General features: G+C 62.1%; 12 protein-coding genes. 6 read left to right on the top strand and 6 right to left on the bottom strand.

Annotation, left to right across the window (positions count from 1 at the left end):
* Positions 1-50: 50 nt before the first annotated feature.
* The 3 genes from FA702_RS05910 to FA702_RS05900 all read right to left on the bottom strand — a co-directional run bounded on the left by FA702_RS05910 (position 51) and on the right by FA702_RS05900 (position 2711).
* Positions 51-1361 carry an outer membrane beta-barrel protein gene (locus FA702_RS05910; protein ID WP_168196004.1) on the bottom strand — a complete coding sequence of 437 codons (1311 nt, stop codon included), beginning with the start codon at positions 1359-1361 and terminating at the stop codon, positions 51-53.
* Between the two features lie 107 nt (positions 1362-1468).
* A complete protein-coding gene (locus tag FA702_RS05905; protein WP_136955380.1) occupies positions 1469-1924 on the bottom strand; it encodes a hypothetical protein in 456 nt (151 codons plus the stop codon).
* 94 nt (positions 1925-2018) lie between these two features.
* Positions 2019-2711 carry a polysaccharide biosynthesis/export family protein gene (locus FA702_RS05900; protein WP_223806608.1) on the bottom strand — a complete coding sequence of 231 codons (693 nt, stop codon included), beginning with the start codon at positions 2709-2711 and terminating at the stop codon, positions 2019-2021.
* An 11-nt stretch (positions 2712-2722) separates the two neighbouring features.
* On the opposite strand from FA702_RS05900, the gene FA702_RS05895 reads away from it, so the two are divergent.
* The 4 genes from FA702_RS05895 to FA702_RS05880 all read left to right on the top strand — a co-directional run bounded on the left by FA702_RS05895 (position 2723) and on the right by FA702_RS05880 (position 8262).
* A complete protein-coding gene (locus tag FA702_RS05895; protein WP_136955379.1) occupies positions 2723-3985 on the top strand; it encodes an acyltransferase in 1263 nt (420 codons plus the stop codon).
* Between the two features lie 180 nt (positions 3986-4165).
* Positions 4166-6739, top strand: coding sequence for a hypothetical protein (locus FA702_RS05890; RefSeq protein WP_168196003.1), 2574 nt, complete (start codon positions 4166-4168; stop codon positions 6737-6739).
* A gap of 184 nt (positions 6740-6923) precedes the next feature.
* Positions 6924-7694 carry a metallophosphoesterase family protein gene (locus FA702_RS05885; RefSeq protein ID WP_124809204.1) on the top strand — a complete coding sequence of 257 codons (771 nt, stop codon included), beginning with the start codon at positions 6924-6926 and terminating at the stop codon, positions 7692-7694.
* 82 nt (positions 7695-7776) lie between these two features.
* Entirely contained in the window at positions 7777-8262 is a 486-nt protein-coding gene (locus FA702_RS05880) for a Rap1a/Tai family immunity protein (protein WP_124809203.1), read from the top strand.
* A 1-nt stretch (position 8263) separates the two neighbouring features.
* On the opposite strand, the gene FA702_RS05875 is transcribed toward FA702_RS05880, so the two are convergent.
* Positions 8264-9283: a class I SAM-dependent methyltransferase gene (locus FA702_RS05875; RefSeq protein WP_124809202.1), complete on the bottom strand. Its 1020-nt coding sequence runs from the start codon at positions 9281-9283 to the stop codon at positions 8264-8266.
* 152 nt (positions 9284-9435) lie between these two features.
* On the opposite strand from FA702_RS05875, the gene FA702_RS05870 reads away from it, so the two are divergent.
* Positions 9436-10230, top strand: coding sequence for a metallophosphoesterase family protein (locus FA702_RS05870; RefSeq protein WP_223806607.1), 795 nt, complete (start codon positions 9436-9438; stop codon positions 10228-10230).
* 271 nt (positions 10231-10501) lie between these two features.
* Entirely contained in the window at positions 10502-10645 is a 144-nt protein-coding gene (locus FA702_RS22725; protein WP_168196002.1) for a hypothetical protein, read from the top strand.
* A gap of 105 nt (positions 10646-10750) precedes the next feature.
* On the opposite strand, the gene FA702_RS05865 is transcribed toward FA702_RS22725, so the two are convergent.
* Positions 10751-12148, bottom strand: a complete 1398-nt coding sequence (locus FA702_RS05865; protein WP_136955377.1) for a sugar transferase — start codon at positions 12146-12148, stop codon at positions 10751-10753.
* Between the two features lie 353 nt (positions 12149-12501).
* Entirely contained in the window at positions 12502-13803 is a 1302-nt protein-coding gene (locus FA702_RS05860; protein ID WP_124808043.1) for a UDP-glucose/GDP-mannose dehydrogenase family protein, read from the bottom strand.
* Positions 13804-13950 lie beyond the last annotated feature (147 nt).

Below are 13950 nucleotides of genomic sequence, written 5' to 3'. Positions count from 1 at the left end.
CAGACGATTGTGCGGTGCACTATAACATTGATTTCCGCGGTGCACCAAGATCAGTATTGCAGCGTTGCGCCGAACAGGACGCGGAACTCGTCGAAATCGGAACCCAACCCCGCCCCGTTGCGGTTGCGGCTGGTGTAGGAAATCGTCGAATTCAGATTCAGCCTGCGATTCGCCAGATAGCGAGCCTGCCCGCGAACTCCGACGACATCATTCTTCAGGTTCGTTCCGACATAGTTCTGGTGCGAATAGTCCACCGAACCGCTTAAGATAAGATTGCGCAGCATCTCATGATCGATCTGTGCTCGTATCCGGTTGTCGAAATAGCCGGTCGTGCCCAGAATGTTCGAATCCTCGATCGTGCGGCTTGCGGACAGCGAAAGCGTGGTGAGTTCGGACGGGAAGTATTCCAGCCGGACCTGCGCCGCGAAGCCATCGAGCGTGGGATAGAGCGAGGGGGTATCATATTTGCGGTGCGTGTAGCCCACGCCGATCGAACCGCGCAGCAGGCCCGCCAGATCGAGATTCATCCCCGCGAGGAAGCGGACCGCATCCGATGACCGGTTGGGATCGCCACTGAGCAGCAGATTGTCATAATCGACGCGTTCGTAACCCAACTGGCCGAAGACAGTGGCGCTTGGGGTAAGCGCGTACTCGACCTGCCCGGTGACGCGCCATGCCTCGCGATTGCGGTCCCGCTGGCTGCGGATCGTGCCGTTGCCCACGTTGATCGTGCTGAAATCGAGATTGGTCCAGTCGAAGGCCAGCGTCGTGCGCGCCTGGCCGGCCTGATAGCTGCCCCGCAAGGCGGCATAGGTGCGCAAGTAGCTTGAAAGGACCGTAAAATCGCTCTGAATGCCGCCCGAGAATGGCGTTTCATAGATGCGGCCGATCTGGAATTCCGGGGTGACGGCGATGTCTGAACGTACATCCAGCCGGCTGAGCACGCCAAGATCCCAGTTGTTCTGGTTGCGGCGCGGCGTGCTGAAAAAGCGCTGGAAATCGCCACGCGCGCGCGCGCGCAGCTGGTGGCGGTTCCAGTCGGATTCGACGCGCAGCGCAGGGCTGATGCCGGCGAAGCCATCGGTATCGCGGTTGCTGCCGGAAAGCAGGACGTTGTCGGTGAGTCCGGCATAGGTGCTCAGCGAGGGGAAAACGTTCAAGGAGCCAACGTTGATGCCCAGCGGATCGTAATCCGGGCGAGCCTTTTCCTGTACGCTAACGTTGCGGCCCTTGTCGAAATCCGGCGGTATCGCGGTATCGATCAGGACGGAACCGCTCGCCGATTGGGCGTGAGCCGAGGTCGCCACGGCCGTGGCGACGAGCGCCAGCGTGAACGAACCGATGATGTTGAACCGTTTCACTTTATAGTTTCCCCAGTTCGCGAAACCTCCACCCAGGCGGACGATCCGGTCGCAGGCAGCAGAGTTAATCCTTCAATGCGCGGCCTTCGCGGCGCGGGCGCGTGGCCTTACGACGTGTAGTTCGAAGAACCGCCGCCAACGCCGACCACGGGCGAGCCGAATGCGCTGTTGCCAAAGCCATCGCCACCGCCATTGATCGCCCCGGTGCCTCGCCGCAGGGTGCGGCGCTTGAGCGCTTCCGCGACGTTGAGGATGGCTTGCCGCTGCACCGCGGAAAGCGACGGCGTGCCGGCAAGGCTTTCAAGGGCGGCAATGGCCGCCTCGTTGGAACAGGATACCTGGCTCACCGCGAACAGGGTGGCGCCTTCGTAGTCCTCCAGCGTCGCGTTGGCCGGAAGCTTGGCGAACTCGGACAGCACGGGGCCGCTCAGCGCGCAGGTCTCGGTGCTTTGCGGCGCGCCACTTCCGTTCTGGCCCATGGCGAAATCCGGCACGATGGCCAGAAGCGATACCGTTGCCAATCCCGCCGCCAGCAGGCGGGTTCCTCGATTTTTTCCCAGCATTTTACAACCCCCTGTAGAAGTCATGCAGCCTGGGACCCTCAGTGCGACTTTATCAACTCAAGAGTGCTGCAGAAAACGATTCAGAAGAAAACGGTTAGAAATAACGCTCGCCGATGCGAATGGTATCGCCCGGCAAAACTCGAAGATCAGGACTGACTTGAAACGCCACTTCCTCGGTGGTGCCTGCCCGCCTGATATAGACGATGCCGCGCGCTGCGCGCGGGGTGAAGCCCTGCGCGGTGGCGACGGCGTTGGGAACCGTCAGGCCTGCGGAATAGGGATACTGGCCAGGCGCCTTGACTTCCCCGAGAATGAAGAAGGGCCGGAAATTGATAACCTCGACGCTGACCTTCGGATCGCGCAGATAGCCATCGGCCAGCTTCGTTTGCACGGCAAGGGCCACTTCCTGCGGCGTCCGGCCCGTGCCTTGCACGTCACCGATCAGCGGCAGGGAAAGGTTGCCGGATGATCCGACCGCGAATTCCCCGGAAAGCGTTGGTTCGTTGAAGACCGTGACCCGAATCTTGTCGCCCGCGCCAAGCTTGTAATCCTCGATGGTATCCGTGTTCGCGTTCGCGACATAGCGATCGCCAGAGGAAACGACCTGTGCTGGCGCGCCCGCGCAGGCGGTCACCGTGCAAAGCAGAACTGCGCTGATCAGGATGCGAAGGAAAGCAACAACTTTCATCATGCCCGGTCCGGTCTTCCTCATGTCAGGGTCACATATTACGCATTCGCAGTATAGAACAGTATGACGTTGATCACAATGACTATCCATGTGTTGCATCGCGGGATGTCTTGTTTCAGGACGGACTCCCAGGGAAATATGTTGCACTGGCGTTGCTGCGCGGCAACGATCCCGACACCGTCCGGCAGATTCAGGAGAGTGAAAGTGCCGACGACGGGGACGAGGCCGGCAAGGCCGGACGACATCGGAAAGGCGGTCGGGTGAGCGGTCAGGCTGGTTCGGGGCATCGCCTCGTTGGCATCCAGTTGTTGCGGGGGCTTGCGGCGTCGATGGTCGTGGTGTCGCACGCGAACACCATGATGGGACATGGCGAATTTTTCGGCCTCAGTCCGTTCCCCATCCTCGACACCGGGGCCTTCGGCGTCTCGATCTTCTTCGTCATCAGCGGCTTCATTATCGTTTTTGTTTCGCTGAACGGGCAGGGTGACGCCCGTGTGTCCACGGGCACGTTCGCCTGGCGGCGTTTCGTGCGGATCGTGCCGTTCATGTGGCTGTGCACCCTTGGCTACAATCTCCTGAGCTATGCCGGAACACATCAGGTCGAATGGGGGCCAATGCTGAGGGCACTGGTTCTGTCGCCCGTCGGGGAACTGAAGCCCAATGTGCTGTGGTCCCTGCGCCACGAACTGATCTTCTATGCCCTGTTCGCGGTGGCTTTGCTGGGAACAAGGCGCCGGATCTGGCTGCTTTATGCCTGGTTTGCGGCGCCGCTGGTTTATGCCGCGCTGTCCCAGGCCGGGTTGTTGTCCGCGCTGGCGGACAGACCGCTTGCCGCAGAGTTCCTGAAAGTCCTGCTCATGGGCAGCGAAGTTGGTGCGAACTTCCAGTTCGCTGCCGGCTTCCTGTTGGGCATCCTCTATCTGCGCTCGGCGCCGATCCTGCGTGCGCGGGCGTGGGCGGGCCTGCTGGTCGCGGCCTTCGCCGTGATCGCGGCCGATGTCGTGGTGGAAGCGACCGCCATCCCCTCCGGGCTTTGGCGGGCCGCGGCGTGGACTGCGCTGGCGGCGCCGCTCGTGTGGCTGGCGCTGGTCGCTCCCCATGAAGATACGATTCTGTCGCGCGCTGCCGAAGCCCTGGGCGACGCGTCGTTCTCGATCTATCTCGTGCACAACCCCGTGTTGCTGATTCTGTTTCGGCTCGCCCGCCCATTGGCGGCGCATGTGCCACTTGCCGGGCTGTACTTCGTGTTCGTCGGGGGCGCGATCGTTGCCGGGATCATCGTGCATCGCCTTGTGGAGCGGCCGCTGCTCGCTTGGGCATCCGGTCGATCGCCTCACTTCCGGGTGACGGGAGCGGGACGCGCCCAAGGCTGAAAGTCCGCGGCGTGGGCTTGCCGGTGAAGCCTGCTTTGAGGGCCTGGCCGCACTATCATCGGCAAATATATAATGCGCAGTTTACCTTTGCGTCTAACTTAAGCGCAATTCGCTTGCCCCATAAGTCGACCCAACTTGGTCGGGGCGCAAGCGATGTATTACAATGCCATCGGAAAAGTCATGCCGGAATCCGGCAAGACTACTAACTGGACGATTACGGGATCGGCAGGCGGGGTTCGCAACGGCACCGCAGGTAACGATATCTTCCACAGCATAGCGGGCGATACGCTCGTCGGCGGTGCCGGAGATGACGTCTACAACCTGTGGGACGCGGCTTCGACGGTACGCGAAAATGCCGGCGGCGGGGTGGATTCGATCTACGTCCGCTTCTGGGGTGGCATGGCGCTGCCCGGCAATGTCGAAAACCTGTACCTCGTTTCGGCGGGATCGAACTGGGGAACGGGCAACAATCTCGACAACCTGATCGTCGCGGGCAACACGGGCGCCACGCTCAACGGCCTGGGCGGGAACGACGTGTTGGTCGGCGGAAAGGGTGCGGACGTGTTCCGCGTTGCCGCCGGGAATGGTTCCGACGCGATCGTCAACTTCCAGCCGGGATGGGATGTGGTCGATCTCGATGGCTATGCGATCACGTCGTTCGATGACCTGCTGGCCCGCTCGAAGCAGGTCGGCGGGGATGTCAAGGTCACGTTGTCATCCTCTGAAACCCTTGTCTTGCGTGGTGTGGCGCTGTCGAGCCTGACGGCGGCCGATTTCGATCTGCCGCTTGCGCCAGTTTCGGCGGCCGACGGTGCCATCGTGATCGACCGGCCCGGCGCCGGCTGGAATTTCAACGGCTGGTATGCGCTGAACAACACCTGGAACATCAGCGGCCTGGCCTGGGGCAAGGACGTGATGGTCACGACCCAGTTCTCGCCCGGCAATGTGACCGATGGGGCAACCTTTTCCTGGTCGGCACCGCTTTCCACCAGCCTGACGCCCACGATCCTGGCGTTCCCGGAACTCATCTTCGGCATTAGTCCGCTGAACCCGGCCGGCGTGAATCCGACGGATACCGAGCACGTCTTTCCCGCGCGTGTGGGAGACATCACCGCGTTCACGGCCAAACAGGATCTCGCCTATACGGGCAACCTCGCCGGCTTCAACGTCGCCTACGACATCTGGTTGACGAGCAAGCCCGGTGGCAACGCCAGCACGATCACCAACGAAGTGATGATCTGGGTGCACAAGGGAGCATTCGAGGCTTATGGCGCCGCCATCGGCACGTATGTATCGCCCGACGGCCAAACCGCCACGATCTATCACAAGGACACCTATACCGCGGTTGTGTTCGACAAGGATCTGCCCACCGCCACGGTCGATGTGGCCGCGGTCCTGAAGGCATTGCAGGCGCTGCACATCGTTTCGGCGGATGAATATGTCGGATCGGTCGAACTGGGGGCCGAAGTCGTCTCGGGCACGGGCCGGCTGGTCGTCAAGAATCTCGATCTGTCGCTGACGACGCAGAACGCGGATGGATCGCAGACGACCAAGGTGGTGACGGGCGAAGGCACCACGGTTTCCACGATCGGCGCGCCCAACAAGGCGCTTGAGGCCGCATGGGCCACCACCACCGTGGATGGCACGACGACAGAACGCGATGCCTATGGCAACGTGCTGACCAAGAAGACCGTGCATCAAGCGGATGGTCATGTGGTGGTCACCACCTTCGATGCGGCCGGCAAGGCCGTTGCGGTAGACACGTCGACCAAGGCGGATAGCGCGATTACCACTGTGCATCAGGACGGCGCCGGAAAGACGCTGGGCAGCACGGTCTCGGACTATTCCACCGTCGGCTCCATCTGGACGTCGGAGTACGACGCGTCCGGGGCGAAGCTCTTGACGAAGCACAGCGTGATTCAGGCTGACGGCAGCACGGTGACGCAGTTCTATAACGCCGCGGATGCGCTCGTCCGCGCGGAAAAGACCATCGTCCAGTCGGATGGCGTGGTTACCCAGCACTTTGATGCCAATTTCGTTCTGACCGGGGCGGACAAGGTGATGGCCGGACTGGGGGTCACCCAGCACTTCGACGCCGCCTTCAACCTTGTCGGCGCGGACAAGACCATCGTTCAATCGGACGGATCAACGATTACCCAGCATTACGACGGTGCCTTCAAGCTCCTGTCGTGGGACATGGTGAAAGTCGCCAATTCGGCGGTGACCACCTATGCCTATTCCGCGAACGGTGTGCTGACCGGTATCCATGTCGATCGGATAGACCCCGGCAATATCGTCAAGACGATTGATCTCGATGCCAAATGGAACGCATTGTCCGCCAAGCTAACCGGAACCGCCGGGAACGATGTTCTCACCGGCGCGACTTACGCCACGGAGTTTCACGGCGGTAGCGGATCGGATACCATCCGCTGCGGTAGTGGAGTGGACACGATCTACTTCGATACGGCAATCGGCCATGGCGACGTGGACACCATCCGTTCGTTCAAGAGCGGAACCGACAAGCTGGTGCTGGACAGCGGGATCTTTTCGGCATTGGGCCATGGCGGTGCGCTGGCCGAAGGCGCTTTCGTGATCGGCAAGCAGGCGATGACGCCGGATCAGCATCTGCTGTACGACAAGGCCAGCGGCGATCTCTACTATGACGCGGACGGTAGTGGGGCGCAGGCTGCCGTGCTGTTCGCACACTTCGAGAACACCGCCACGCTGGCCGCGCACGATTTCGTTCTTATCTAGGGTCAGGACCCTAGCCGGTTGGCGGAACCGCGCTTCCGCGCAGGCTGGCGGAGCGGGCGCGCCGTCGGTTGACAGCGCATGAAACCCGGCGGTTAATATGCGGTTTGGGTTGATGGCGCTAAACCAGCGTCACCACTGGAAACTGGTATCTGGAGATAGGCTTGGCGAAGCGGAAGATCAGACGATGGCAAGCGTGACGGCAGGGCAGCGCGCCCGCCCGGCGACGGATCGTGGGGAACGCATCTACGCGATCGGCGACGTGCATGGCTGCTATGAACTGCTGGTTGCCCTGCTGGCGCGGCTGGACGAACACGATGCGGGGCTGCCCGCCGCGCGGTCGCAGCACATGCTGCTGCTGGGCGACCTGATCGATCGCGGGCCGGATTCGGCCAAGGTGCTGGGCTTTCTGTATGATCTGACGCGCGAGACCGATCAGGTCCTGGTGCTGCAGGGCAACCACGAACAACTGATGCTGCGGGCGCTCGATGGCGAGCCGGGCATGCTGAAGGCGTGGATGCGCGTGGGGGGGAAGCAGACTCTGCAGAGCTTTGGCATAACGCCGCCTGATCCGGATGAGGATGTGGACATCGCGGGCTATACCGCGATGCTCAATCGTTCCTTTCCGCGTCCCTGGATCGACTGGCTGCGCGCCTTGCCGTTGCGCGCGCGGTCAGGCGATTACTTTTTCTGCCATGCGGGCGTGCGGCCCGGCGTGGCGCTCAACCGCCAGACTGCCACCGACCTCCTCTGGATCAGGGGAGAATTTCTGTCCGATCTCGGCGATCACGGTGCGGTGATCGTGCACGGTCACAGCGTTCATACCGAACCCGAGGTACGGCACAACCGGATCGGCATCGATACCGGCGCCTATCGCACGGGCATCCTTTCCGCGGTCTATCTGGAAGGGACGCAGCGGGGCATCATTACGACGGATTCGCTCATCAGAGCAGCTTGACGGTAGCCGCGCCAGGGGCGATGGGATGGCCACGGCGGCCAGGCGTCTGGATTTCCCGCATCCGGCATGAATGGAGCACCCGGTGTCCTTGATCGCTTCGCTAACCCTGCTTGCGGCCGCCGGTACGGGACGCCTGGGTTTCCTCACGGCGGGCGAACTCGCGGATCGCTGCAATGACAGCGCGCCGACCGGCATCACCTATTGCTTCGCCTATGTCACGGCGGTCTACGATACGATGCGCGCCTATGAAATCTGGTTGGGCGAGCGCGAGTTTTGCGTGCCTGGCACGATTTCGCAGAGCGAGTTGCGGCGCAAGTTCGTCGATTACGTGGCAGCGCATCCGGACAGTCGCGCGGGGCTTGCCGCTTCGGGCGTCGCCATCGCGCTGAAGGAAGGTTACAAGTGCGTCGTGGGGCTTGATGAGAATGCCAAGGTGGACGGATTGCCAGGCTTGAAGCTGGTGCCGCCACCCGCCGCACCGGCATCATTGCCCCCGCCGCGTCCGTCGCCGGCCTCTCCTTCGTCGCCACCGCCTGCATCGACGGTTCCCGCGCCGGCCACACCCTGATCTATCCTGGCGGCGTTGAAGCCGTACCTTCCACCTTGGTCTGTGCGATGTTGCCGCTGCGGGCGGCGGCTTCCAGCGGCAGTTGCTCGTCGTAGAACCGTACCAGCCCCTTGAGATCGAGTGGCCGGTCGGTCTTGCAACCGAAGAAGAACAGTCCCGCCGCCGCGTCCAGGCTGCGGCGCGGCGCGCACCACCGGTCGAGCAGGCGGAGCCAGACGAGCGGAAGCGTCAGCAATTGCCCCAACTTGTTGCTGCGTGTGAGCGCAGCCGCGAGATAGCGCAGGGCGAGAAGGCTGGCGGTGCCGGGTCCGGAGGACGTCCCGGCCGCAATCACTGCAAAATCGCGGAACAGCCAGCGATGGCCGCTGGGCGACCAGCGCGTAAAATCATAGGCTTGCTCGTGCACCGGCCAGAGGAACGGCGTATCGGCGAAGACCAGCCCGCCGGGCCGCAGAACGCGGACGATCTCCGCCACGACCCGCCCGGGATCGGCGACGTGTTCAAGCACGGCCTGTATCCATACGGCGTCGATGCTGCCATCGGCGAACGGAATTGCGTGAGCATCGGCCACAAAATCGGTTGTTTGCGAGGCATAGATGTCAAAGCCGATCAGATCGATGTCTGCCGCTGCGTAGAGTGCCTCCGCCCCCGCGCCAATCGCGCCGCCGCCCACCACCAGTACGCGGGCGCGATGCGTGCCCGGCATCGCCAGCCTTGCCAGCATTGCCTGCGCGATGCGGGGCGCGATGCGATTAGTACCGTTCACCGCACGGGTCAGCAGGGCGCGCCATCCGCCCCGCCGGATCGGACTGGCGGCGGCGCTGGCGAGTACCGCGTCCCGATCAAGAATACTGTTGGAGAAATCGACCAGCACCGGCTTGCCGCCCACCACCGGGAATGGCACGCTTGCGAGCGCGCAGTTGCCGCATTGCAAGCCGCCATCGGGCGTATGGCGCAAGCTGGTGCGGCAGCGTGGACAAACCAGATCATCCTGCCAGCGGCTCGACGATGTCTCGATCACAATTCCCCCTTCCGGAACGGACCGGCCTGCTCGGATTCATGGCATAGAAAGGGTGATGCGCCAAGAAGTTGCCGGCACGGCGGGAGAGTCTCGTCACTGGTCGTAGGCGGTTGTCCGGCCTCCGCACCGTGCTTGACAGCCCTGGCGGTGTGGTGGACAGCGAACAGGCAATTCCGCGGGCAGAAAGAGAGGCAGACAGCATGGGATTTCTCTTTCGCCGCCGCCCCAGGCTTCCGGCAACGGCCAAGGGTGACCGCGTCTATGCGATCGGTGACGTCCACGGCCGTCTCGATTTGCTGACCGAGCTGCTGGACCGGGTCAGCGCGCATCAGCGTGGTGCATCGGGCAAGCGATGCCATCTGGTACTGGTCGGCGATCTGGTGGATCGGGGGCCGGATTCCGCGCCGGTTGTCGAGCATGTGTACAATCTGCAGAAGACGACCGGAAACGTGGTCGTGCTTCAGGGCAACCACGAAGACATGATGATGGCCGTCTATGGCGGCGACGGTCGTGTCTTGCGGCCCTGGATACGTTCCGGCGGGGATGAGACGCTCCGCAGCTATGGCCTTGCCGTGCCAGAGGCGGATGCCGACCCGGCAGATACCATTGCCGCCATGCGCGAGCGCATTCCCGCGCATTTGATGGAATGGATGGGGCGTCTGCCGCTGTCAGCGCGGTCGGGCGATTACTTCTTCTGTCATGCGGGTATTCGCCCCGGCGTGCCGCTGGCGCGGCAAGGCCGCAACGACCTGCTGTGGATTCGCGAGGGATTTCTGGATGATGCCACCGATCATGGCGTGGTGGTCGTGCACGGGCACAGCATCACCGCGTCGGTTGATTGGGCGGACAATCGAATCGGTATCGATACCGGCGCATACAGGACCGGAACGCTGACGGCGCTGGTGCTTGACGGGGAAGACCGCGAAATCATCACCGCCGGAATGTAATTCCCGGCCGTTTCGCACCTGACTGCCGGCGCGCCAGGTTGCGGTGCGAATAGAACAACAAGTCATCCCGACCGCACCGGAAGTGGAATTTCGGCTCATTCCTGCGCATGAAATGCTGCGTTGCGGCGCGCTTGCCGGACGGGAGGCACCGCCGCGTGCGCTGGCGTGCCGGTCATGACCGCCGCGGGACTCTTGCAAATCGCCGAACTTTGCCCCAGATTGAGACAATAATAAGAAAAACCAGTAAATGTTTTGGAGTGGGAGCCAAACGATGGGTCGTACTGGAAGCGCAACGTATTTCTGCAGCGATGGTGTCGATGAACGCGCTATCGTTACCATGGTGGACGGACTGGGACTGGGCGCCGCCTTCTGGGGCAGCGTGTTTCTGGCGCTGACGATACCGCTGGCCTTCTGAATTCGCCACGTGATTGCGTTCCGATAACGCGGATACCTTCGCCGGGGTGAAAAGCGGAAGCCTATGCGCCGCAGGTCAGGGGCTTCCGCTTACCTGTCGCCAGTATCAGTAAGCGTTCTTGTGCAACACCACGCCGAACGTGCGGATCAGGATCAGCACATCGCGCCAGATTGTCCACTTATCGAGGTATTCGAGATCGGACTGAAGGCGATTTACGAGATCTGACTTGCGGTGCGTGGCGCCGCGATAGCCGCGCACCTGGGCCAGTCCGGTCAGGCCCGGCTTGATCGCGTGACGGTGCCAGTAGCGTTCGTCGATGTGCCAGAACAGCAGGTTTTCAGCGGTTGAGCCCAAGGCATGCGGACGCGGGCCGACGATGCTCATATCGCCTTTCAGCACGTTGATGAGCTGTGGCATCTCGTCAATGCTGGTGGCGCGAATGAAGCGGCCGAACGGGGTGATGCGATCGTCATCCCGGCTGGCGGAGCGGCTGCCGACGGCATCCGAGCGACCGACATACATGCTCCGGAACTTGAGGATGTGGAACAGCCGGTTCGAGCGGCCGACGCGCGTCTGCACGAAGAACACCGGTCCCCGATCCTGCAGGTAGATCACCAGGGCGACGATCACCAGCAAAGGCGCCAGAAGGAACAGCACGGATCCTGCCACGGCAATGTCGAACAGCCGCTTGATGATACGATCCTTCAGGCCCAGCGGCCCACGTGAAACGATCAGCGTGGGCGTGCCGTCCTGCCGCGCCACGCCGATCGGTGACAGTTCGGTCATTTCCGGCGCGATGACTTCGCCCTGCACGTTGGCGCCCTTGAGCGTTAGCGCCCATATCTGGCGGCGTTCGGGCGGGCACTGGACGACCACGCGATCGGCGTACTGAATGACTTCGGCGAAGCGATCATACGTGGCCGGGCTCAGCCGGGAAGGATTGAATACTTCGCCGGATTCCACAAGGATCGTGCAACTGGCCGAGGAAACCGCAGGGGCGGGAACCCCGTCATAGACAACCACGACTTCATAAGGCTCGCCACCTACCAGCGCGCTTGAATGGCGCACGAACAGATAGCGCAGGACGGCGATGAACAGGCCCGAGAGCAGTACGCCGGCGACGAACGTGGAGCGCGACCAGCCCTCGCTGGCCTTGAGGAAAAAGGCGACCAGCATGATCACCGCGGTGGACATCGCGAATGCATTGGTGGCGCGACCGATGCTGGTCCAGCGTTCGTGCATGATCGCCGGGGAGTAAGCACGCATCAGCAACGCGATCGGGACGAAAAGCGGAACGAGAAGGGCCATCTGATCGAGACCCTGCCCGTTGTCTTCGTGAAAGATGTGCAGGTTGCTGGCGAGCAGGAAGCCCGCCGAAATGGCGATGATGTCGCCCAGCAACATCATCAGATACATGCGCAGGCGCAACATGGCTTTGGAGGATGATCGGTGACTGCTCGATTCGGCAGACGGCATCACGTGCCAGGCTTGCACTTCCTCCATTTTTACCCCCGGCAGCGGTTACAATCTTAACTGCGACGTGCGCTTCATGCCATGCTGAGACTATAGCAGTAATGCGCTGCGTCATACTCCGACGGTTTTACATTTGTCTCAAAATAGTACCGTTACAACCCAATACCGCACCCTGTTTGTAAAATGCCAAGGGTTTTTTGCTGTTGTGCGGAATCGCGATTTTGCATCGCAAAATCGGTCTCGCTTGCAACATTCGGCAAAAATCCGAAGTGGTGGCAACGGCAACGCAAAGGCGGAAAACGACCACCACGCCGGTCATCTCGCATTTGCGACAAGAGAATCGAGCAAGGCCCGCGCGAGGGGCGGTTCCCCTCGCGCCGGGGTCAGCGGCCGATTCCGTAGTAGGTGAAGCCGGCCGCTTCCGCCGCCTCGCGGGCGTAGATGTTCCGCAGATCGACGAGGACAGGAGCCTTCAGCAACTCCCTGGCGCGTGCCAGGTCGAGCGCTCGGAAAGCGTCCCATTCGGTCACGATCACCAGCGCATCGGCATTTTCCATCGTGTCGTAAGGTCCGTCGAAATAGCTGATGTTGTTCAGCACTTTCTTCGCCTGCTCGGTGCCTTCGGGATCATGAGCGCAAACATGCGCGCCCGCATCCTGCAGGCTCTGGATGATGGCGATGGCCGGGGAATCGCGCATGTCATCGGTATTGGGCTTGAATGTCAGGCCCAGGATCGCAACCGTCTTGCCGCGGGCATCGCCGCCAAGCGCGTGGACCACCTTGCGGCCCATTGCGCGCTTGCGATTGTCGTTGACCGCCACCACCGCTTCAACGATGCGTTGCGGTGCTTCGAAATCCTGCGCGGTCTTGAGAAGGGCCAGGGTGTCCTTGGGGAAGCAACTGCCGCCGTATCCAGGCCCGGCGTGCAGGAACTTGGAACCGATACGGTTATCCAGCCCAATTCCGCGCGCCACATCCTGCACGTCCGCGCCAACCTTTTCGCACAAATCGGCGATTTCGTTGATGAAGGTGATCTTGGTGGCGAGAAATGCATTGCCCGCGTATTTGGTCAGCTCTGCGCCGCGCCGGCTCATCTCGATCACCGGCGATCGGCCGATGGCCAGCGGCCGGTAGATTTCCCGCATCACTTCCAGCGCGCGCGCATCATCGCCGCCGATCACCACGCGGTCCGGGCGCTTGAAATCGCTGATCGCCGCACCTTCGCGCAGGAATTCCGGATTGGAGACCACGGCGAAGTCCGCATTGGGATTGGCTTCACGGATGATCCGTTCGACCTCGTCTCCGGTGCCCACCGGCACGGTCGACTTGTCGACCACAACGGTAAAGCCGTTCAGGGCGTGGGCCACTTCCTCTGCGGCGGCATAGACGTAGGACAAGTCCGCATGGCCATCGCCACGGCGCGACGGGGTGCCGACGGCGATGAACACGGCGTCGGAATCGCGCGTCGCATCGACAAGGTCGGTGGTGAAGGACAGCCGCCCGGCGCGGACATTGCTGGCGACAAGCTGGTCAAGGCCGGGCTCGAAGATCGGAATCTCGCCGTTGCGCAGCGCCTCGATCTTGGCGATGTCCTTGTCGACGCAAACGACGTCGTGGCCGAAGTCGGCGAAACAGGCGCCGGAAACCAGACCCACATAGCCAGAGCCGATCATCGTTATGCGCATGTTTGAAAATGTCCCCGCGTTACAAGGCCGTTAAGATGTTTCATTCGGACTGTACTTGCCGAAATCTGCAGGTTGGCCATCTACCGCCCCTGATGCTGCATTGCAACGATGACTTATGTCCCGAAGCCGATCAACAGCATACCGCAT

The organism is Novosphingobium sp. EMRT-2, assembly GCF_005145025.1.
Classification (GTDB): Bacteria; Pseudomonadota; Alphaproteobacteria; order Sphingomonadales; family Sphingomonadaceae; genus Novosphingobium.
This window is presented reverse-complemented; position numbering and strand designations above follow the sequence as displayed.

What these genes read in the sequence shown, in the direction of transcription:
- FA702_RS05905 (WP_136955380.1), bottom strand. Translation starts at nt 1,924, where the DNA reads ATGCTGGGAAAAAATCGAGGAACCCGCCTGCTGGCGGCGGGATTGGCA.
- FA702_RS05890 (WP_168196003.1), top strand. Translation starts at nt 4,166, where the DNA reads ATGCCGGAATCCGGCAAGACTACTAACTGGACGATTACGGGATCGGCA.
- FA702_RS05900 (WP_223806608.1), bottom strand. Translation starts at nt 2,711, where the DNA reads ATGCAACACATGGATAGTCATTGTGATCAACGTCATACTGTTCTATAC.
- FA702_RS05885 (WP_124809204.1), top strand. Translation starts at nt 6,924, where the DNA reads ATGGCAAGCGTGACGGCAGGGCAGCGCGCCCGCCCGGCGACGGATCGT.
- FA702_RS05865 (WP_136955377.1), bottom strand. Translation starts at nt 12,148, where the DNA reads ATGGAGGAAGTGCAAGCCTGGCACGTGATGCCGTCTGCCGAATCGAGC.
- FA702_RS22725 (WP_168196002.1), top strand. Translation starts at nt 10,502, where the DNA reads ATGGGTCGTACTGGAAGCGCAACGTATTTCTGCAGCGATGGTGTCGAT.
- FA702_RS05860 (WP_124808043.1), bottom strand. Translation starts at nt 13,803, where the DNA reads ATGCGCATAACGATGATCGGCTCTGGCTATGTGGGTCTGGTTTCCGGC.